This window comes from Pseudomonas sp. PS02302, from assembly GCF_029959585.1.
GTDB lineage: Bacteria > Pseudomonadota > Gammaproteobacteria > Pseudomonadales > Pseudomonadaceae > Chryseomonas > Chryseomonas aestiva.
Genome location: NZ_JASCON010000095.1, coordinates 1 through 19,475, shown reverse-complemented (window position 1 = coordinate 19,475; position 19,475 = coordinate 1). Strand labels below are relative to the sequence as shown.

The 19,475-nt window shown below is 68.1% G+C and carries 18 protein-coding genes; 13 read left to right on the top strand and 5 right to left on the bottom strand.

The window, feature by feature from the left end; genetic code table 11:
• A partial coding sequence (locus tag QMX82_RS22740; protein WP_282287790.1) for a LacI family DNA-binding transcriptional regulator occupies positions 1 to 574 on the bottom strand: 574 nt, incomplete at its 3' end.
• A 165-nt stretch (positions 575 to 739) separates the two neighbouring features.
• Between QMX82_RS22740 and QMX82_RS22735 the strand changes: the two genes are divergently transcribed.
• The 3 genes from QMX82_RS22735 (at position 740) to recX (ending at position 2,888) form a co-directional block, all read left to right on the top strand.
• The gene (locus QMX82_RS22735; RefSeq protein ID WP_208694463.1) at positions 740 to 1,240 is read left to right on the top strand and encodes a CinA family protein; all 501 of its coding nucleotides are present in this window, start codon (positions 740 to 742) and stop codon (positions 1,238 to 1,240) included.
• 86 nt (positions 1,241 to 1,326) lie between these two features.
• Positions 1,327 to 2,370, top strand: coding sequence for a recombinase RecA (gene recA / locus QMX82_RS22730; protein ID WP_208694464.1), 1,044 nt, complete (start codon positions 1,327 to 1,329; stop codon positions 2,368 to 2,370).
• A gap of 65 nt (positions 2,371 to 2,435) precedes the next feature.
• Complete coding sequence (gene recX / locus QMX82_RS22725; protein WP_158895966.1) at positions 2,436 to 2,888, top strand: recombination regulator RecX; 453 nt, start codon at positions 2,436 to 2,438, stop codon at positions 2,886 to 2,888.
• A gap of 122 nt (positions 2,889 to 3,010) precedes the next feature.
• Here recX and QMX82_RS22720 read toward each other — a convergent pair whose 3' ends face one another.
• Positions 3,011 to 4,090 (bottom strand): TIGR00730 family Rossman fold protein, encoded by a 1,080-nt coding sequence (locus QMX82_RS22720; protein ID WP_282287788.1) that lies wholly within the window; start codon positions 4,088 to 4,090, stop codon positions 3,011 to 3,013.
• A gap of 15 nt (positions 4,091 to 4,105) precedes the next feature.
• Complete coding sequence (locus QMX82_RS22715; RefSeq protein ID WP_027597050.1) at positions 4,106 to 4,513, bottom strand: quorum-sensing-regulated virulence factor family protein; 408 nt, start codon at positions 4,511 to 4,513, stop codon at positions 4,106 to 4,108.
• 142 nt (positions 4,514 to 4,655) lie between these two features.
• Here QMX82_RS22715 and QMX82_RS22710 point away from each other — a divergent pair, with 142 nt between their 5' ends.
• Positions 4,656 to 5,390 carry a tRNA-uridine aminocarboxypropyltransferase gene (locus QMX82_RS22710; RefSeq protein ID WP_208694466.1) on the top strand — a complete coding sequence of 245 codons (735 nt, stop codon included), beginning with the start codon at positions 4,656 to 4,658 and terminating at the stop codon, positions 5,388 to 5,390.
• Here the strand turns inward: QMX82_RS22710 and QMX82_RS22705 are convergent.
• Complete coding sequence (locus QMX82_RS22705; protein ID WP_133859783.1) at positions 5,387 to 6,283, bottom strand: DMT family transporter; 897 nt, start codon at positions 6,281 to 6,283, stop codon at positions 5,387 to 5,389. The genes QMX82_RS22710 and QMX82_RS22705 overlap by 4 nt on opposite strands.
• Before the next feature lie 172 nt (positions 6,284 to 6,455).
• On the opposite strand from QMX82_RS22705, the gene erdR reads away from it, so the two are divergent.
• Positions 6,456 to 7,106 (top strand): response regulator transcription factor ErdR, encoded by a 651-nt coding sequence (erdR, locus tag QMX82_RS22700; RefSeq protein WP_133859994.1) that lies wholly within the window; start codon positions 6,456 to 6,458, stop codon positions 7,104 to 7,106.
• A 94-nt stretch (positions 7,107 to 7,200) separates the two neighbouring features.
• Positions 7,201 to 7,581: a diacylglycerol kinase gene (locus QMX82_RS22695; RefSeq protein WP_178083871.1), complete on the top strand. Its 381-nt coding sequence runs from the start codon at positions 7,201 to 7,203 to the stop codon at positions 7,579 to 7,581.
• A 12-nt stretch (positions 7,582 to 7,593) separates the two neighbouring features.
• Here QMX82_RS22695 and QMX82_RS22690 read toward each other — a convergent pair whose 3' ends face one another.
• Entirely contained in the window at positions 7,594 to 8,793 is a 1,200-nt protein-coding gene (locus tag QMX82_RS22690) for a zinc-binding metallopeptidase family protein (RefSeq protein ID WP_208694467.1), read from the bottom strand.
• A 328-nt stretch (positions 8,794 to 9,121) separates the two neighbouring features.
• Here QMX82_RS22690 and QMX82_RS22685 point away from each other — a divergent pair, with 328 nt between their 5' ends.
• The 7 genes from QMX82_RS22685 to hutC all read left to right on the top strand — a co-directional run bounded on the left by QMX82_RS22685 (position 9,122) and on the right by hutC (position 19,135).
• Positions 9,122 to 11,602: a circularly permuted type 2 ATP-grasp protein gene (locus QMX82_RS22685; protein ID WP_208694468.1), complete on the top strand. Its 2,481-nt coding sequence runs from the start codon at positions 9,122 to 9,124 to the stop codon at positions 11,600 to 11,602.
• Complete coding sequence (locus QMX82_RS22680; protein WP_208694469.1) at positions 11,602 to 12,483, top strand: transglutaminase family protein; 882 nt, start codon at positions 11,602 to 11,604, stop codon at positions 12,481 to 12,483. Before QMX82_RS22685 ends, QMX82_RS22680 begins: the two co-directional genes overlap by 1 nt.
• Positions 12,484 to 12,956: 473 nt before the next feature.
• Positions 12,957 to 14,171 carry an imidazolonepropionase gene (gene hutI, locus QMX82_RS22675; RefSeq protein ID WP_208694470.1) on the top strand — a complete coding sequence of 405 codons (1,215 nt, stop codon included), beginning with the start codon at positions 12,957 to 12,959 and terminating at the stop codon, positions 14,169 to 14,171.
• The gene (gene hutG, locus QMX82_RS22670; protein WP_208694471.1) at positions 14,161 to 15,105 is read left to right on the top strand and encodes a formimidoylglutamase; all 945 of its coding nucleotides are present in this window, start codon (positions 14,161 to 14,163) and stop codon (positions 15,103 to 15,105) included. Before hutI ends, hutG begins: the two co-directional genes overlap by 11 nt.
• A gap of 33 nt (positions 15,106 to 15,138) precedes the next feature.
• Positions 15,139 to 16,809, top strand: coding sequence for a urocanate hydratase (hutU, locus tag QMX82_RS22665; RefSeq protein WP_208694472.1), 1,671 nt, complete (start codon positions 15,139 to 15,141; stop codon positions 16,807 to 16,809).
• A gap of 3 nt (positions 16,810 to 16,812) precedes the next feature.
• The gene (gene hutH / locus QMX82_RS22660) at positions 16,813 to 18,345 is read left to right on the top strand and encodes a histidine ammonia-lyase (protein WP_208694473.1); all 1,533 of its coding nucleotides are present in this window, start codon (positions 16,813 to 16,815) and stop codon (positions 18,343 to 18,345) included.
• Between the two features lie 76 nt (positions 18,346 to 18,421).
• The gene (gene hutC / locus QMX82_RS22655) at positions 18,422 to 19,135 is read left to right on the top strand and encodes a histidine utilization repressor (protein ID WP_208694474.1); all 714 of its coding nucleotides are present in this window, start codon (positions 18,422 to 18,424) and stop codon (positions 19,133 to 19,135) included.
• Positions 19,136 to 19,475 lie beyond the last annotated feature (340 nt).

The window sequence follows — 19,475 nt, the reverse complement described above, 5'->3', positions numbered from 1 at the left end:
CGGGGCCCCCCCCGGGGGGGGGGCGGGGGGGCCCCCCGGGGGGGGGGGGGGGGGGGGGGGCGCCCCCCCCCCCCCCCCCCCCCCCCACGCCCGGCAGTTCGCGATCCAGCAGCACCAGTGGCAGGCGGCTGCCCAGATGGCGCAGGTCGGCGGCGTGCTGGCCAAAGGTGTTCACGATCAGGCCTTCGATGCTGTAGGACTGCAGCGCGGCCAGTTGCTGGCGCTCCTGGCGGGCGTCCTGGTCGGTGTTGCAGATCAGCAGCGAATAGCCCTGCTGGCGGCAGGCGGTTTCCACGCCATGCATCACCGCGGTGGAATAGGGATTGAGCAGATCGGCCACCAGCATGCCGATCAGGCGGCTGCGACCACGCTTGAGACCGCGGGCCATCTGGTTGGGCTGGAAATCGAGGGCGACCACGGCCTGCTCGATGCGCGCGGCGAGGGAATCGGACAGCAGACGGCGATCGTCGCTGATGTAGCGAGACACGCTGGCCTTGGACACGCCGGCGGCGGCGGCCACTTCGGCGATGGTCGCACGGGTGGCGCGCGGACCGGGGAGAAAGACATCGTTCATGGCGTACCGCTGTTAGGATTTTGTAGGTGCCTGAAACCGGTTTCAGTAAATCTTTTCTCACGGGGGTCGGCAAGCCGGTCTAAGGTGCAGGCCGACCAGTGGTCGCCGCAGGCGGTCGCTGGCTGCGGTCATCTTTTAGGTTCTCTCTTGCACAGGAAGGTCTCGATGGACGTCCTCGACAGTCTTGCCCGGCAACTGGGTGAAGCCCTGCAGGCGGCTGGCGCCCAGGTCACCACCGCCGAATCCTGCACCGGTGGCGGCATCGCCGAGGCGATCACCCGCGTCGCCGGCAGTTCGGCCTGGTTCGAGGCCGGCTTCGTCACCTATTCCAACCGCCAGAAGACCCTGCAGCTGGACGTGCCCGAGGCGCTGTTCGAGCAGGTCGGCGCGGTCAGCGAGGAGGTGGTGGCGGCCATGGCGCTGGGCGCGCAACAGCGCGCCGGTGCCCGCTTCGCGGTCGCGGTGAGCGGTATCGCCGGGCCGGGTGGCGCGGTGCCGGGCAAGCCGGTCGGCACCGTCTGGCTGGCCTGGCGCGACGGCGAAAAGTTGTACACCGAACGGCAGGTCTTTGCCGGCGATCGCGCCGCCGTTCGCCAGCAGACCCAAGTCCGCGCGCTGCAGGTTCTATTGGCCTTTCTGGCCGAGGAAAAAGGCCCTCGGGTGTAGCAACCGGAGGGCGACTATGGTTTAATACTGTTCACTTATACAGGTATCCACGGCCGTCTGGCCCTTCTTTCTCCGAGAGGAATCTAATGGACGACAACAAAAAGCGTGCCCTGGCCGCGGCCTTGGGACAGATCGAAAAGCAATTCGGCAAGGGCACCGTGATGCGCATGGGCGATCACGAGCGCCAGGCCATTCCGGCGATTTCCACCGGTTCCCTGGGCCTGGACATCGCCCTCGGCATCGGTGGCCTGCCCAAGGGCCGGATCGTCGAAATCTATGGTCCCGAGTCTTCGGGCAAGACCACCCTGACCCTGTCGGTCATCGCCCAGGCCCAGAAGCAGGGCGCGACCTGCGCCTTCGTCGACGCCGAACATGCCCTGGATCCGGACTACGCCGGCAAGCTGGGCGTCAATGTCGACGACCTGCTGGTGTCCCAGCCGGATACCGGTGAACAGGCCCTGGAAATCACCGACATGCTGGTGCGCTCCAACGCCGTCGACGTCATCATCGTCGACTCCGTGGCCGCCCTGGTGCCCAAGGCCGAGATCGAAGGCGAGATGGGTGACATGCACGTGGGCCTGCAGGCGCGCCTGATGTCCCAGGCGCTGCGCAAGATCACCGGCAACATCAAGAACGCCAACTGCCTGGTCATCTTCATCAACCAGATCCGCATGAAGATCGGGGTGATGTTCGGCAACCCCGAGACCACTACCGGCGGTAACGCCCTGAAGTTCTATTCGTCGGTCCGCCTGGACATCCGTCGCATCGGCGCGGTGAAGGAAGGCGACGAGGTGATCGGCAGCGAAACCCGCGTCAAGGTGGTCAAGAACAAGGTGGCACCGCCGTTCCGCCAGGCCGAGTTCCAGATCCTCTACGGCAAGGGTATCTACCTGAACGGCGAGATCATCGATCTGGGCGTGCAGCTGGGTCTGATCGAGAAGTCGGGTGCCTGGTACAGCTACCAGGGCAGCAAGATCGGCCAGGGCAAGGGCAACGCTGCCAAGTTCCTGGAAGACAATCCCGAGATCAAGGGCGCCGTGGACAAGGCGATCCGCGAGAAGCTGCTGAGCCAGCCGACCAATCAGAAGGCCGAAGTGGCCGCTGAAGAAAGCGCTGACGTCGATCTCTGATCGCCTGCCAGTGCTCCAGACGACCCCCGCCCCGTGCGGGGGTTTTCGTATGAGGAGGATCACCCTTGGGCAATCCGCTGGATACCACCGCTGCCATCCGTTTCGCCGCCATGGATCTGCTGGCGCGTCGCGAGCATGGCCGTGAAGAGCTGTCGCGCAAGCTGCGGCGGCGTGGGGCCGAGGAGGAACTGCTCGGTCCCGTACTTGATCGCCTGGCCGAGGATGGCCTGCTCGATGAAAGTCGCTATCTGGAGAGCTATATCGCCAGCCGCGCCCGCTCCGGTTACGGGCCCATGCGCATCCGCGAGGAACTGGGCCAGCGTGGCCTGAAAAGAGAGCAGGTGGAAATGGCCCTGCGCGAAGCGGATGTGGACTGGCAGGCGCAGCTGGAAGAGGTCTGGCGCCGGAAATTCGGCACGCCACCGGCCGACGCCAAGGAACGCGCCAAGCAAGGGCGCTTCCTGGCCTACCGGGGCTATGCCATGGACGGGATCAACCGGGTATTGAGCCGGCGGTAGTGGGTTGTGGCTCGTGCTGTTGGGCTTCGCTGCGCTCAGCGCCAACCTACAAGGGCAGCTGGGGTAGGTTGGGTTGAGACGGCTTTATCGTCGAAGCCCAACATGGGGTGCGGTGCGCCGACCTAGGTGGCTGCCCAATGCTCCGGCCGATTGATTTCGTCCACCAGTTCGCGCAGACGACCGTAGTGACGGCCGTGGAAGTCGAAGGCGAGGCGTGTCAGATGGGCGAATTCCGCTTCGTCGGGCTGGCCTTCCCCGGGCGCCAGCTGGATGAAACCCGGGGTCCGGCAGAGGTCGCCGAAATCGGTTGCCAGGCGTGCAAGACAGGCCGGTGTCAGGGCGTGCTTGAGGCGGATATGGAACAGGCCGTCACGTCGGCGGGTGGAGTGGTAGTTGCCATAGAAGTGCTCGATCTCGGCGGCGGCGGCTTCCGCTGAGCGTACCAGCCGGACCAGCTTGAGATCGGCGGGCAGGATGTAGCCTTCTTCCAGCAGATTGCGCTGCAGATAGGCCAGGGTGTCGTCCCAGAAGTGGCCGTCGGGGGTGTCCAGCAGGACCAGCGGCACCAGCGGACTCTTGCCGGTCTGGATCAGGGTGAGCACCTCGAAGGTCTCGTCCAGGGTGCCGAAACCGCCGGGGCAGAGCACCAGGGCATCCGCCTCCTTGAGAAAGAATAGCTTGCGCACATAGAAGAAGTGAAAGGACAGCAGGTGATCCGTGCCCTCGATGGTGGGATTGGCGCGCTGTTCGAAGGGCAGGGTGATGTTGAAGCCGAGACTGGCCTCGGGCCCTGCGCCTTCGTGGGCCGCGCCCATGATGCCGGCGCCGCCGCCGGTGATGACCATCATGTCGCGGCGGGCCAGGGCACTGCCCAGTTCGCGGGCGAGGGCATAGAGGCCATGATCGATGCGGGTCCGCGCCGAGCCGAATACCGTGACCTTGCGTCGCCGGCGGAAGCGCTCCAGGGTGCGGAAGGCCTGCTCCAGCTCCTTGAGCGTCTGCAGCATGATCTTGGCGTCCCAGCGTGCCGGATTGGTCTGCGCCATGCGCACCACCGTCACCAGCATCTCGCGGTAGAGGCCCAGGTTGGGACTGCCGCCCGGGAGGGCGTGCTCCAGCAATTCGTCGATGCGCTGACCGAGGTCGGCGGCGCTGGGCTCCACGTGGCGGGCCAGGTAGCTGTCGTCGCTGTCCTCGGTCATGGCCGCGGTCTCCGCTTACTTGCCCAGGCCGCAGTCGGCCGCCTGGAAGCGCTCGACCATGACCGGCTTGTTGGTCTGGTATTCGGTGAAGTCATAGACCAAGGTGGCGCCACGGGCCAGCAGTTGGCGATAACCATTGTTTTGGCAGACGCTTTCGGCGAGCTGTACCCGCACCGTGGCCGGATTCTCGCGCATGCGGGCGGCATGGGCCGGGCGGACGCTGAGGTTGTTGATCAGCTGCTTGCCCTGCACGGTATAGCCGCGGTCGAGGATGTCTTCGTTGATGGCGCGGGGCGTGCCCTGGCTGCTCTCGGTCGCCACCTTGCGCAGCATCTGGTTGAGCTCGTGGTCCTTGAGCGACTCGGCCGCCTGGACGGTGAAGGGCAGGGCGAGGGTCAGGGCGAGCAAAGCAAAACGAGGCATCGTGTTCTCCAGCGTAGAGGAGCCCGTTTCGACCGTGGTCGCGGGCGGGGGTTCGCAGGGCGTCTGCGCAGGGTAACCTGCCTGGCCGCCGCGGGCATCCCGATCGCTCTGGTAAACTGCGCTTTTGCCCCGCGAGCCCGGCATGACCCCGATCAGCGACACCCCTCTGCATGCCGTGGCCCGTCTGCGCCAGGAGCGCCTGGCGCGCAGCATCAAGCCCTTCATCGCCCGTGGCTCGCGCATGGCGCGTTGCCCGAATTGCCGCCTGGCACCCAGCCACTGCCTCTGCGACCTGCGTCCCCTGCGCCAGACCCATGCCGGCATGTGCCTGCTGATGCACGACGTCGAGCCGCTCAAGCCGAGCAACACCGGTTGGCTGATCGCCGACGTGGTGGCCGACACCCAGGCCTTCGGCTGGAGTCGCACGGCGGTGGATCCGGCGCTGCCGGCATTGCTCGCGCAGCCGGAATGGCAACCGCTGCTGGTGTTTCCCGGCGAGTACGCCGCGCCCGAGCGGGTGGTCGAGAGCCTGCCGCTGGCACCCGGTCAGCGCCCGCTGTTCGTGCTGCTGGATGCTACCTGGACCGAGGCGCGCAAGATGTTTCGCAAGAGTCCCTATCTGGACCGACTGCCGGTGCTGAGCTTCCAGCCCAATGCCCTGTCGCGCTATCGCCTGCGGCGCTCGACCCGGGGCGAGCACCTGTGCACCGCCGAGGTCGCCGCCCTGTGCCTGGAACTGGCCGGCGAGGCACCGGCCGGTCGGCTGCTGGAGGCCTATCTGGATGTCTTCAGCGAGCGCTACCTGGACGCCAAGCATCACCTGCCGCTGGCGGCGGACAGCCCGGCCAGCCGGCAACTCAAGGCCCTGCGGGGTTAGTTGACCGGCTTGATCTCCACCGGCGCCTGGCGTGGCCAGAGCTGGGCCGCGAGCATGCCGGCGAACATCAGGCCGCAGCCCAGGTAGCCACGACCGCTGAGGGCCTCGCCCAGCAGCCAGGCACCGAAGAAGGCGGCGAACACCGCCTCCAGGGAAAAGATCACCGCCGCATGGGAGGCGATGGCGCCGCGCTGGGCGAAGACCTGCAGGGTGTAGCCGATGCCGGCGGCGATCACGCCGCCATAGAGCAACTCGGGCAGGGCCAGGACGATCCCGGTCGACTGGATCGGCTCGAAGGCCAGCGCCAGTGCCAGGCTGAGCACGGCGCAGACCCCGAATTGCAGGATCGACAGCACCGTGGCGTCGTGGCGACTGGAATAGTGTCCCACCAGCAGCACATGGACCCCCCAGGCCAGGGCGCCGGCCAGTTGCAGCAGATCGCCCGAGGCCACGTGGAAATTGTCGCCGATGCTCAGCAGGCCCATGCCGACCACCGCCAGGCTGGCGCCGATCCAGGTGCCCAGGTGGCTGCGCTGGCCGAGCAGCAGCCCCAGCAGCGGCACCACGATGACATAGAGGCCGGTGATGAAGCCGGAGTTGGTCACGCTGGTGAACAGCAGGCCGACCTGCTGCAGGTTGATGCCCAGGGTCAGTACCAGGCCCATCAGCAGGCCGCCCTTGAAGGTGTCGCGGGTCAGGCGCTGCTGGCGGCCGCGGCGGCGCAGGAACAACAGCAGCGGCAACAGGGTGAGGGCGCCCAGGGCGAATCTCAGGCCGGTATAGAGAAAGGGGCCGATGTGCTCCATGCCGCCGGTCTGGGCGATGAAGGCGCTACCCCAGATGAGGGCGGTGAGCAGCATGAGCAGATCGGCACGCAGGGCGGCGCTGGGCATGGGACGTCTCTTGGGCAAAACGGCAACTGTGCCGCAAACCGCAGGGCCTTGCCTACCGTCCGCGGTCCGCCCGGCCTTGCCCCCGTCCGCGCCGTTCGGCATGCTTGCGTGCAGCCCGTGCGCCAGCTACCTGGTCGACGTGGGCGCTCACGACAACAAGGAAAGCTACACCATGGCGGCTGCCTACCAGATACTGATCGCCGACGATCATCCGCTGTTTCGCAGCGCGCTGCAGCAGGCCCTGACCCTGGGCCTGGGCGCCCAGGCACGGCTCACCGAGGTGGCCGACATCGCCGAACTCCAGGCCTGCCTGGCCGAGCGCACCGACTGGGATCTGGTCCTGCTCGATCTCAACATGCCCGGCGCCTATGGCTTTTCCGGACTGGTCCTCCTGCGGGGCCAGTATCCCCAGGTGCCGGTGGTGATGATCTCGGCCCAGGAAGAACCGGCGGTGGTGCAGCGCGCCCGGGAATTCGGCGCCAGTGGCTTCATTCCCAAGTCCAGCGATCTGAGCACCCTGCAGCAGGCGGTCAGTCAGGTGCTGGATGGCGATACCTGGTGGCCGCCCCAGGTGGAAGGCGCCCCCGCCCTGAGCGAGGAAGCCAAGGCCGCCAGCGCCGGACTCGCCAGTCTCACCCCCCAGCAATTCCGAGTGCTGACCATGCTCTGCGAAGGCCTGCTCAACAAGCAGATCGCCTTCGAGCTCAATGTCTCCGAGGCCACGGTCAAGGCCCATGCCACGGCCATCTTTCGCAAGCTCGGCGTTCGCACCCGCACCCAGGCGGCGCTGCTGCTGCAGCAACTGGAGAGCACCTCCAGCTGACCCAGGCGCTGTCGGCGCCTGAACCGGGCGCGACCCTCGACTTTCACTTTCTGGCAGCTGCCGTCCATCCGGATCGGCGGTTCGCCCCTGCTGGATGGAGCTTTCGGTGATCTCTCCCTACAAAGGCAAGACCGGTCTGCGCCGGGTCATCAATGCCACCGGCTATTCCCTGGCCGGCCTGCGCACGGCCTTTCGCCAGGAAGCGGCCTTTCGTTCGCTGGTGATGCTCAATGTGGTGCTGGTGCCCCTGGCCTTCTGGCTGGACGTCAGTCGCGGCGAGCGGGCGCTGCTGGTGGCGGTCTGCCTGCTGTCGCTGGTGGTCGAACTGTTCAACGCCGCCATCGAGGCGGTGGTGGACCGCATTTCCCTGGACTGGCACGAACTGTCGAAGAACGCCAAGGATCTGGGCAGCGCTGCGCAGTTCGTGGCCATGATCATCATCGCCGTGGTCTGGGGCATCGTCCTGCTCGGGTGAGCAGGACCCCGATCAGAGGGTAGCGCCCAGGGTGGCACCGGCCGTGGTGTCATCCGCGGCCAGGCCCTGTTCCAGCACGCTGGGCTGGGCCGAGTGGATGACCTTGTGGATGAAGTGCAGCTTGGCGATCACCGGGGCGGGCAGGGCGAAGGGATAGAAGTCCGGCTGGCCCATGCTGCGCGACAGTTCGTTGAGCATGGCCGCCAATTCGATCCAGGCATTGGCGAAGCCGAGGAATTCGTCGTCGCTGCGATCCTCGGCCTCGTACAGCGCCTCGCGGGTGAACGGCTGGAAGTCCAGTTGCAGGCTGCCGGCGTTCATGCCCAGGCTGGCGGCGGTGGCCAGGGTATCCATCATGTGCAGGTAGTGCGCCCAGGTCTCCGCCCAGTCCTCCCAGGGGTGCATGGTGGCGTAGGCGCTGACGTACTGGCTCTCCCAGCCTGCCGGTGCGCCCTGCTCGTAGTGGCGCTGGAGCGCCTGGCCATAGTCGGCGCGTTCGTCGCCGAACAGGGCGCGGAAGGGTTCTTCCCAGTCGGTGCCGGCGACCAGGCGATCGAAGTAGTAGTGCCCGACCTCGTGGCGGAAGTGCCCGAGCAGGGTGCGATAGGGTTCGTGCATGTCGGCGCGGACCTTTTCCCGGTGGGCATCGTCCGCTTCGAGGATGTTCAGGGTGATGAGGCCATTGGCGTGACCGGTGGTGGGGGTGCCGGTGGCGTCGGGGGCGAGGAAGTCGAAGGCGAGGCCGTGCTCGGCATCCACGGTCTGGGGGATCACCTGCAGTCCCAGGCCCAGCAACTGGGCGACCAGTTGCCGCTTGGCCAGCTCCAGCTTGCGCCAGCGCTCGCCGTTGCCGTCGAAGGACAGGTCCGGGATGGTGTGATTGAGCTGGCAGGCCACGCAGAAGTTTTCTCCCGAGTCGGCCGGTACCAGCCAGTTGCAGGCGGCGGGCATGTCCAGGTTGGCGCAGCGGCGATAGAGCGCGCTGGTCGCCTCGGGTAGTTGCCAGAGGCCGCCTTCGCCTGGCAGCAGCGCCGTCGGCGTGCCCTGGTCCGGGGCGTAGCCCAGGGCGTTGCCGCAGGCCAGGCACTCGCTGTTGGGAAAGAAGATGGCCTGGCCGCAGGTGCAGTTGGCGACCTTGCGCTGGACGGGCAGGGCGCGCAGGGCGTTGCGTTGCTGACGATTCGAGCTGTAGCTTCCGAGAAAATTGCGCATGGGGCTGATACCTGGCGAGAGCGGCCCTGGCGAAAGCGGCCACGTCGGACGTCGGCGGAGCGCCGGCGTCTTGCTAGCGGATTAGTAGAGCGGCTCGACCCGGGAGTTCCGGGTTGTTCGTCGCCTGGGACGGCCGGCGAGGGCTCTGGGATCGGCTCCCGCACCGGGCGCCGCGCCACAGGCAGCGGCGGCCAGCGTTAGCGGTGGCGCATCCCGACGCACATCACTACCCTAGGTTACCGGTCGCAACCGGCGCGTGCGCTCCGGCGTGCCTGTCGAGGCGACCCCTCCGAACCTGCTCGCGCACCCTGTCAGCCGTCCTCCGACCATGCCCCCGAACGCTTCCCGCAATGCCAGTGACATGACCGGCAGCTACCACGAACTCTGGAGTCCGCGGGGTGGCGTGCGGCCGCCCTGGCGCCGCTTCTACGGCCATCTGGCCGGACTGCGACCCGCGCAGCTCGATCAGCGCCAGGCGTTGATCGCCCGGCAGATCCAGGAAAACGGCGTGACCTACAACGTCTATGCCGATCCCAAGGGCAGCGACCGGCCCTGGGCGCTGGACCTGCTGCCGCAACTGATCTCGGCGGAGGAGTGGGCACCCCTGGCGGCCGGCGTGGCGCAGCGGGCGCGCCTGCTGAACCGGGTACTGGGCGATCTCTATGGCGAGCAGCGCCTGCTGCACGAGCGGCTGCTGCCGCCGGAGCTGGTGTTCGGTCACAACAACTTCCTCTGGGCCTGCCAGGGAATGCGCACGCCGGGCGATACCTGGCTGCACGTCTATGCGGTGGATCTGGCGCGCGCGCCCGATGGCCGCTGGTGGGTGCTGGCCGATCGCACCCAGGCGCCCTCCGGCGCCGGCTACGCCCTGGAAAACCGCCACATCGTGGCGCGGGCCTTTCCCGAGTTGCACCGCGATCTGCAGGTCCAGCCACTCAATGGCTACTTCCAGGCCCTGCAGCGCACCCTGAGCACCGGCCTGGACACCGGCGAGGAGGCACCGCTGGCGGTGCTGCTGACGCCGGGACGCTACAACGAGACCTACTTCGAGCACCTCTACCAGGCCCGGCAACTGGGCTTTCCGCTGGTGGAAGGCCAGGACCTCACGGTGCGCGACGCCTGCCTCTATCTGAAGACCCTGAGCGGGCTGAGGCGCGTCCACGCGGTGTTCCGCCGGCTGGACGACGACTTCTGCGATCCGCTGGAATTGCGCACCGATTCGGCGCTGGGCGTACCCGGCCTGCTGGAAGCGGTGCGCCAGGGCAACGTCATCATGGCCAATGCCCTGGGCAGCGGCCTGCTGGAGTCGCCCGGCCTGCTGGGCTTTCTGCCCGGCGTCTGCCAGGCGCTGCTCGGCGAGACCCTGGCGCTGCCCTCCGTCGCCACCTGGTGGTGCGGCGAGACGCCGGTGCGGGAAGCGGCCCTGGCGCGGCTGGCGGAGCTGGTGATCAAGCCGGCCTATCCGGCCCAGGGCTTCGAGCCGGTGTTCGGCAAGGCGCTGGATGCCGCGGGACTGGCCGATCTGCGCGCGCGCATCCTGGCCACGCCCCATGCCTATGTGGCCCAGGAGCGCATCCAGCTGTCCCAGGCGCCGGTCTGGCAGGGCGGCAGTCTGCAGTCGCGCGCCATCGGCATGCGCGTCTATGCGGTGGCCAGCGAAGACGGCTACTGGGTGATGCCTGGCGGCCTGACCCGGGTCGCCCACGAGGGCGCCGCGGTGGTGTCCATGCAGCGCGGCGGATCGAGCAAGGACACCTGGGTGCTGGGTGGCAGTCGCGGCGCCGCCGAGGTGCCCGGAGCGCGGGTGCTGGGGGTGCGCGACCTGGTGCGCAAGGACCCCTTCCTGCCCTCGCGTACCGCCGAGAATCTGTTCTGGTACGGTCGCTACAGCGAGCGCTGCGAGGATGCCGCGCGCCTGCTGCGGATCGTCCTGAGTCGCCACCTCGATGCCGATGACGGCGGGCCGGCGGTGCAGTCGGCCATCGATCTGGCCACGGCCCTGGAGTTGCTGCCGGCGGATGGCCGGCTGGCGGAGCAACTGCGCGCGGCCCTGGGGCCGGGTGACTTTCCCAGCGGCCTGGGCGCCAATCTGCAGCGCCTGCATTGGGCCGCGGCCCAGGTGCGTGGCCGGCTGTCGCCGGAGAACTGGCGCGCCATCCGCGAGGTGGAGCGCGAGGCCCATGGCCTGGGTCAGGTCGGCAGCGAGCCGGGCGAGGCGCTGCAGAGTCTCAACCGCCTGGTGATGGCGCTGGCGGCGGTGGCCGGCTTCACCTTCGACGACATGACCCATGACGAGAGCTGGCGCTTCCTGATGATCGGCCGGCGCATCGAGCGGGTGCAATTCCTCGCCGGCAGCCTGGCGCACTTTCTCGAAGGCGGCGCCACCTGGGACGCGGCCGGCCTGGAATGGCTGCTGGAGCTGGGTAACAGCATCATCACCTATCGGTCGCGCTACCAGGCGGCGCCCCAGCTGATCCCGGTGCTGGACCTGCTGATGCTGCACGAGCACAACCCCTATTCGATCCGCTTCCAGCTGCATGCGCTGATCAATGCCGTGGAGCACCTGGAACGCTACTACGGCCTGCCGCGCGATCCGGCGCTGCACGATGCCTACGATCGCCTGCGCCGCTTCGACCTCGCGACCCTGGAGAACACCCTGTTCGGCGACGCCGGTCGGGTCGAGGTGCAGCAGGGGCTGGCGCGCCTGCTGCGGCAGGTCGCCGAGGCCAGCAGCCAGCTGTCCGAGCGGGTCATCTATCGCTGCTTCGCCCATGTCGACGCCGTCAGCCAGCGCACGGTGTCCATGTGATGAATCAGGTCCGCTATCGCATCCAGCACGACACCCACTACCGCTACGCGACGCCGGTGTCGCTGTCGCAGCAGCTGCTGCACCTGTTGCCGCGCGACTGCGCCTGGCAACGCTGCCTGTCCCGGCAACTGGTGATCCTGCCGCAGCCGACCCAGCGCCAGGACGCCTGGGACGCCTTCGGCAACCCGCTGACGCGATTGTCCTTCGAGCGACCCCACGACGAACTCTATGTCGGCACCGAGCTGGAAGTGGAGGTGGATTCCCGCGCCGGTCTCAGGCTGGCGGATTCGCCCGCCTGGGAGGGGGTCCGTGACGGCCTGCGCTATCCCGCCGCCCAGCTGTCGCTGGACGTCCATCACTTCCGCTTCGAATCCCCGGCGGTGCCGCTGGACGGCATCTTCGCCCGCTTCGCCGAGGAGTGTTTCCCACCGGGCCGTCCCCTGTTGCTGGGCTGCCGGGCGCTGATGGAAAAGATCCACCGCGAATTCCGCTTCGACGCCACCGCCACCCAGGTGGCGACGCCCCTGCGCGAGGTGCTGGAGCACCGCCACGGCGTCTGCCAGGACTTCGCCCACCTGATGCTGGCCTGCCTGCGTGGCCTGGGGCTGGTGGCGCGCTACGTCAGCGGCTATCTGCTGACCCGGCCGCCCCCCGGCAAGCCGCGGCTGATCGGCGCCGATGCCTCCCACGCCTGGGTCAGCGTGCATTGCCCGCGGCTGGGCTGGGTCGACTTCGATCCTACCAACGACGTCCTGCCGGACCTGGAACACATCACCCTGGCCTGGGGCCGCGACTTCACCGACGTCTCGCCGCTGCGCGGGGTGATCCTCGGTGGCGGCGATCACGATCCGGTGGTCGAGGTGACGGTGACGCCGCTGTAACGTGTTTGGCTTGGCAGGAACTCCAGCTATGGAACACCTACCTACAGCGCCGTAGCGTGGAAAACGGCGCAGCCTTTTCCACTGGGACTGCGTGGCAAGGGGCGCTCTCACCCCCAACCCTCTCCCGCGGGGAGAGGGGGTTGTCCGAGCAGGCGTTCAGCTCTATCACTCCTGGTAAGAGACCGCGATCGACTGTCGCACGCGCTCGTAGAGGCGTCTCTGACTGTGGCGATTGTCGAGATAGCGCCCCAGGTGCGGCCGGCCTGCGCTGGGTTATGGCAACAGGCGACTCGCCCCTGTGTCTCCGCACCTTCTTATTGTCTATACAAAATGACTGTCGTCTTTCCCCGGAATCGAGCTCCGTTGCCTCGCCATTAGCATTCTGCTGGCTTCGTAGCCAGGGAGCAGCTCTACCTGCTTGACGATCAATCGACTCTCGATTAAATGTATATACATTAACCGGGGAGGTCACCATGTCCGTCGCTACCCAACTGCTGCTCTGGCGCCACGTCACCCTGTTCGATGGCCTCCAGACCCGGCCCACGCCCATGGCCGTGCGGGTGGACGCTGGCCGCATCACGGGTCTTTGGCCGGAAGCCGGCTTCCAGCCCGCGCTGGGCGAGGGGGCCGAGCTGGCCGGGGAGGGCGGGGTCATGACGCCCGGGCTGGTGGATTGCCATACCCACCTGGTCCATGCCGGCCAGCGTGCCGGGGAATTCGAGCAGCGGCTGGAGGGGGCGAGCTACGCCGAGATCGCCCGCGCGGGTGGCGGCATCCTCGGTACGGTGCGCGCCACCCGGGCCGCCAGCGAGGCGGACCTGTTCGCCAGCAGCCGGCCACGGTTGCAGGCGCTGATCGACGAGGGTGTCACCACCGTCGAGATCAAGTCCGGCTACGGCCTGACGGTGGCCGACGAACTCAAGCTGCTGCGGGTCGCCCGCCAGCTGGGCGAGGCGCTGCCGGTCCGGGTGATCACCACGCTGCTGGGCGCCCATGCCGTGCCGCCGGAATTCCAGGGCGATGCCGACGGCTACGTCGAGCTGGTCTGCCAGGAGATGATCCCGGCCGCGGTGGCCGAAGGGCTGGCCGATGCGGTGGACGTCTTCTGCGAAGGCATCGCCTTCTCACCGGCCCAGTGCGAAAGAGTCTTCCAGGCGGCACGGGCGCACGGTCTGCCGATCAAGGCCCATGCCGAGCAGCTGTCCAACCTGGGCGGCAGCGCCCTGGCCGCGCGGCTGGGCGCCTTGTCGGCGGACCATGTTGAGTATCTCGACGAAGCCGGGGTGCGCGCCCTGGCCGCCGCCGGCACCGTCGCCGTGCTGCTGCCTGGCGCCTTCCTGATGCTGGGCGAGACTCAACATCCACCGGTCGAACTGCTGCGTCGCCACGGGGTGCCCATGGCGCTGGCCAGTGACGCCAATCCCGGCACCTCGCCGCTCTATCTGCCTACCCTGATCGCGCACCTGGGCTGCACCCTGTTTCGCCTCACGCCCCGCGAGGCCCTGGCCGGCATGACCGCCCACGCCGCCCAGGCCCTGGGGCGCCCGGAGCTGGGCCGCATCCAGGTGGGCGCCCCGGCGGAGCTCTGCCTGTGGGATGTCGATCAGCCGGCGGAGCTGGCCTATGAGGTGCGTCCGGGCCGCCTGCGTCAGCGCGTTTTCGGCGGGGAGGTACAGCATGCTCGCTGATCGCCAGACCCTGGAAGGCTGGACCGGCCGTACCGATCCGGAAGCCGACGCCCTGCGCTGGCACCAGTGCATCCAGCCGCTGGCCGCGGGCAGCCCGCCGGGTATGGCGCTGCTGGGTTTCGCCTGTGACGAGGGGGTGCGGCGCAATCAGGGTCGCCCCGGTGCTGCCGAGGGTCCTGGCGCTCTGCGCCGCGCCCTGGCCAATGTGGCCTGGCAGCGGCAGGGGCCGGCCTATGACGCCGGAGATATCCGCTGCGCCGACGGTGATCTGGACGGCGCCCAGCAGCGCCTGGCCGAGGGTGTGTGCCTCTTGCTGGAGGCCGGTCACCTGCCGCTGGTACTGGGCGGCGGTCATGAGGTGGCCTGGGCCAGTTGGTCGGGCCTGGCGCTGCACCTGGCCAGGACCCTGCCCAAGCCGCGCATCGGCATCGTCAATTTCGACGCCCACCTGGACCTGCGCGATCCGACTCGGGGAGCGACCTCCGGCACGCCCTTCGCCCAGATCGCCGCGCACTGCGCCACCCATGGCTGGCCTTTCCGCTATGCCTGCCTGGGCCTGAGCCTGGCGGCGAATACCTGCACGCTGCTCAGGCGTGCCGCCGAGCTGGATGTGCTGATCCGCGAAGACCACGAGATCCGCGAGGGCAGCCTGGAACGGATCGGCGCCGAGCTGGACGCCTTCGTCGCCGGTTGCGATGCCCTCTATCTGACCTTCGACCTGGATGTGTTGCCCGCGGGCGAGGCGCCGGGGGTCAGCGCCCCCGCCGCCCATGGCGTGAGCCTCGCGCTGCTGGAACCCCTGATCCGCCGGCTCAAGACCAGCGGCAAGCTGCGGCTGGCCGACGTCGCCGAACTCAATCCCGCGCTCGACCAGGACGGCCGCACGGCCCGGGTCGCGGCGCGGCTGATCCATACCCTGGCACTGGACCTCTAGGGCCTGCCGCGAACAACAAGAGAGGAAGATTCCATGACCCGCTTTCGTGAAGGTGAGATCCGCGCCCCCCGCGGCACCCAGCTCAATGCCAGGAGCTGGCTGACCGAGGCGCCGCTGCGCATGCTGATGAACAATCTCGATCCCGCGGTCGCGGAAAATCCCGAGGAGCTGGTGGTCTATGGGGGCATCGGCCGGGCGGCGCGCGATTGGGAAAGCTACGACCGCATCGTCGCCACCCTCAAGGAACTGGGCGACGACGAGACCCTGCTGGTGCAATCGGGCAAGCCGGTGGGGGTATTCAGGACCCACGCCGACGCCCCGCGGGTGCTGATCGCCAACTCCAACCTGGTACCGCACTGGGCCAGCTGGGAGCACTTCAACGAACTGGATGCCAAGGGCCTGGCCATGTACGGCCAGATGACCGCCGGCAGCTGGATCTACATCGGCAGCCAGGGCATCGTCCAGGGCACCTACGAGACCTTTGTCGAGGCCGGGCGTCAGCATTACCAGGGTGACCTGCGCGGCCGCTGGGTGCTCACCGCCGGTCTCGGCGGCATGGGCGGTGCCCAGCCCCTGGCCGCGACCTTGGCCGGCGCCTGTTCGCTGAACATCGAGTGCCAGCAGAGCCGTATCGATTTCCGTCTCAAGACCCGCTATGTGGACGAACAGGCCAGCGACCTGGACGACGCCCTGGCGCGCATCGCCCGGCACACCGCCGCCGGTGCCGCGGTCTCCGTCGCCCTGCTGGGCAACGCCGCCGAGATCCTGCCCGAACTGGTCCGCCGCGGCGTGCGCCCGGATATGGTCACCGACCAGACCAGCGCCCACGACCCCCTCAACGGCTATCTGCCGATCGGCTGGACCTGGGCCGAATACCGGGATCGTGCAGCCACCGATCCGGCTGGGGTGGTCACGGCCGCCAAGCAGTCCATGGCCGTGCACGTCCAGGCCATGCTCGACTTCCAGAAGCGCGGCGTCCCGACCTTCGACTACGGCAACAACATCCGCCAGATGGCCCAGGAAGCCGGCGTCGCCGATGCCTTCGCCTTCCCGGGCTTCGTCCCGGCCTATATCCGCCCGCTGTTCTGTCGCGGCATCGGCCCCTTCCGCTGGGCCGCGCTGTCGGGCGATCCCGAGGACATCCAGCGCACCGACGCCAAGGTCAAGGAGCTGATCCCCGACGATGCCCACCTGCACCGCTGGCTGGACATGGCCCGCGAGCGCATCGCCTTCCAGGGCTTGCCGGCACGCATCTGCTGGGTCGGTCTGGGCCAGCGGGCCAAGCTGGGCCTGGCCTTCAACGAGATGGTGCGCAGCGGCGAACTCAAGGCGCCCATCGTCATCGGTCGCGACCACCTGGACTCCGGCTCGGTGGCCAGCCCCAACCGCGAGACCGAGGCCATGCAGGACGGCTCCGATGCCGTCTCCGACTGGCCGCTGCTCAATGCCCTGCTCAATACCGCCAGCGGTGCCACCTGGGTCTCGCTGCACCACGGCGGCGGGGTGGGGATGGGCTTCTCCCAGCACTCCGGCATGGTCATCGTCTGCGACGGCACCGACGCCGCCGCGGCCCGCATCGCCCGGGTCCTGCACAATGATCCGGCCACCGGGGTGATGCGTCACGCTGACGCCGGCTACGACATCGCCATCGACTGTGCCCGCGCGCAGGGTCTGAAGCTGCCCATGATCGGCAAAGGAGTCTGATCGATGAATACCCTGATCCTCAAACCCGGCACCCTCGACCTGGCCCAGCTGCGCCAGGCCTATCAGCAGCCGCTGCGCGTCGAGCTGGATCCGGCGGCTTACCCGGCCATCGATGCCAGCGTGGCCTGCGTGGAAAACATCCTGGCCGAAGGCCGGACCGCCTATGGCATCAACACCGGCTTCGGGCTGCTGGCCTCGACGCGGATCGCGCCGGCGGATCTCGAAAAGCTGCAGCGCTCCCTGGTGCTGTCCCATGCCGCCGGGGTGGGCGAGGCACTGGACGACGATCTGGTGCGGCTGATCCTGCTGCTCAAGGTCAACAGCCTGGCCCGTGGCTTTTCCGCCATCCGCCGCCAGGTCATCGAAGCTCTGATCGGCCTGATCAATGCCGAGGTCTATCCGCACATTCCGCTCAAGGGTTCGGTAGGGGCTTCCGGTGACCTGGCGCCGCTGGCGCACCTGTCGCTGGTGCTGATCGGCGAGAGCAAGGCGCGCTACCGGGGCCAGTGGCTGCCGGCCCGCGAGGCGCTGGCGGTGGCGGGTCTCGAACCCATAACCCTGGCCGCCAAGGAGGGCCTGGCGCTGCTCAATGGCACCCAGGTGTCCACCGCCTATGCCTTGCGCGGGCTGTTCGAGGGCGAAGACCTGTTCGCCGCGGCCACGGTCTGCGGCGGCCTGAGCGTCGAGGCCATGCTCGGTTCCCGGGCGCCCTTCGATGCGCGCATCCATGCCGCGCGGGGCCAGCGCGGCCAGATCGACGTGGCCGCGGCCTATCGCGAGCTGCTCACTGCCAGCAGCGAGGTGTCCCGCTCCCATGCCAATTGCGACAAGGTCCAGGACCCCTATTCGCTGCGCTGCCAGCCCCAGGTGATGGGTGCCTGCCTGACCCAGTTGCGCCAGGCCGCCGAGGTCCTGGAGGTGGAAGCCAACGCCGTGTCCGACAACCCCCTGGTATTCGCCGAGGAGGGCGACGTCATCTCCGGTGGCAACTTCCACGCCGAGCCGGTGGCCATGGCCGCCGACAACCTGGCCCTGGCCCTGGCCGAGATCGGCGCCCTGTCGGAGCGGCGCACCTCGCTGATGATGGACCGGCACATGTCCCAGCTGCCGCCCTTCCTGGTGGAGAACGGCGGGGTCAATTCCGGCTTCATGATCGCCCAGGTCACCGCCGCCGCCCTGGCCAGCGACAACAAGGCCCTGGCCCATCCGGCCAGCGTCGACAGCCTGCCCACCTCGGCCAACCAGGAAGACCACGTGTCCATGGCGCCCAATGCCGGCAAGCGGCTGTGGGCCATGGCCGAGAACGTGCGCGGTATCCTCGCCATCGAGTGGCTGGGCGCCTGCCAGGGCCTGGACTTCCGTCACGGCCTGAAGAGTTCGGAACGCCTGGAAAGGGCGCGCAGCCTGCTGCGCGAGCAGGTGCCCTACTACCAGGAAGACCGCTTCTTCGCCCCCGACATCGAGGCCGCCAGCGCGCTGCTGGCCAGCGGCTGCCTGAACGCGCTGGTCACGCCCAGGCTGCTGCCCAGTCTCTGAGACGGACGCGGTCCGGCAGCCAGAACGCCGGACCGCGCGTTATCATCGGCGTCCCATTTTCCGGCCTGGAGTTCGCGTGAGCAGCACGACACCCCCGCGCTACAAGGTGATCGAGGACTTCCTGCTCGAACGCATCCAGGGTGGTGCCTACCCGGTGCATCACCAGATTCCTACCGAGGAGCAGCTGGCGCGGGATTTCGCCGTCAGCCGCATGACCGCCAACAAGGCCATCACCCGCCTGGTGCAGCAGGGCTACCTGATGCGCCAGGCGGGGCTCGGCACCTTCGTCATCGAGCGCAAGGCCGAATCCTCGCTGCACGAGGTGATGAACATCGCCGCCGAGGTACGCGCCCGGGGGCATGCGTATTCCAACGAGGTGCTGCGCAGCGAGGCCATCGCCGCCGACGACGAGGTGGCTCTGCGCCTGGGGCTGCGGATTGGCAGCCAGGTGTTCCACAGCATCCTGGTGCATCGCGAGAACGGCCTGCCCATCCAGCTGGAAGATCGTTACGTCAATCCGCGCTGGGTGCCGCACTACCTGGAAAGCGACTTCAGCCGCCAGACCCCCAACGAGGTGCTGGTGGCCAGCTGTCCGATCAGCGATGTGGAGCACATCGTCGAGGCGGTACTGGCCAATGCCCAGACCGCTCGCTGGCTGGACATCGCCGAGGGGGCGGCCTGCCTGTCGATGATCCGCCGGACCTGGTCGGACGAACACCTGGTCAGCTATGTACGACTGCTGCATCCGGGCGACAGGTACAAGCTGAGTTCGACGACCCGGCATCGTTGAGGGGCGTGGAGTGGGGAGGGGTGCTGGGCTTCGCGGTGCTCAGCCCAACCTACGAGACTGTTCGCACGCGCCGATTTGCCCCCTCTCCCCCTGGGAGAGGGTTGGGGTGAGGGTGGTTGTGGGTTGGCAGCGGGTGTTGGGCTTCGCTGCGCTCAGCCCAACCTACGAGACTGTTCGCACGCGGCGATTTGCCCCCTCTCCCCTTGAGAGAGGGTTGGGGAGAGGGTGCTTGTGAGTTGGCATCGGGTGTTGGGCTTCGCTTCGCTCAGCCCAACCTACGAGACTGTTCGCACGCGCCGATTTGCCCCCTCTCCCCCTGGGAGAGGGTTGGGGTGAGGGT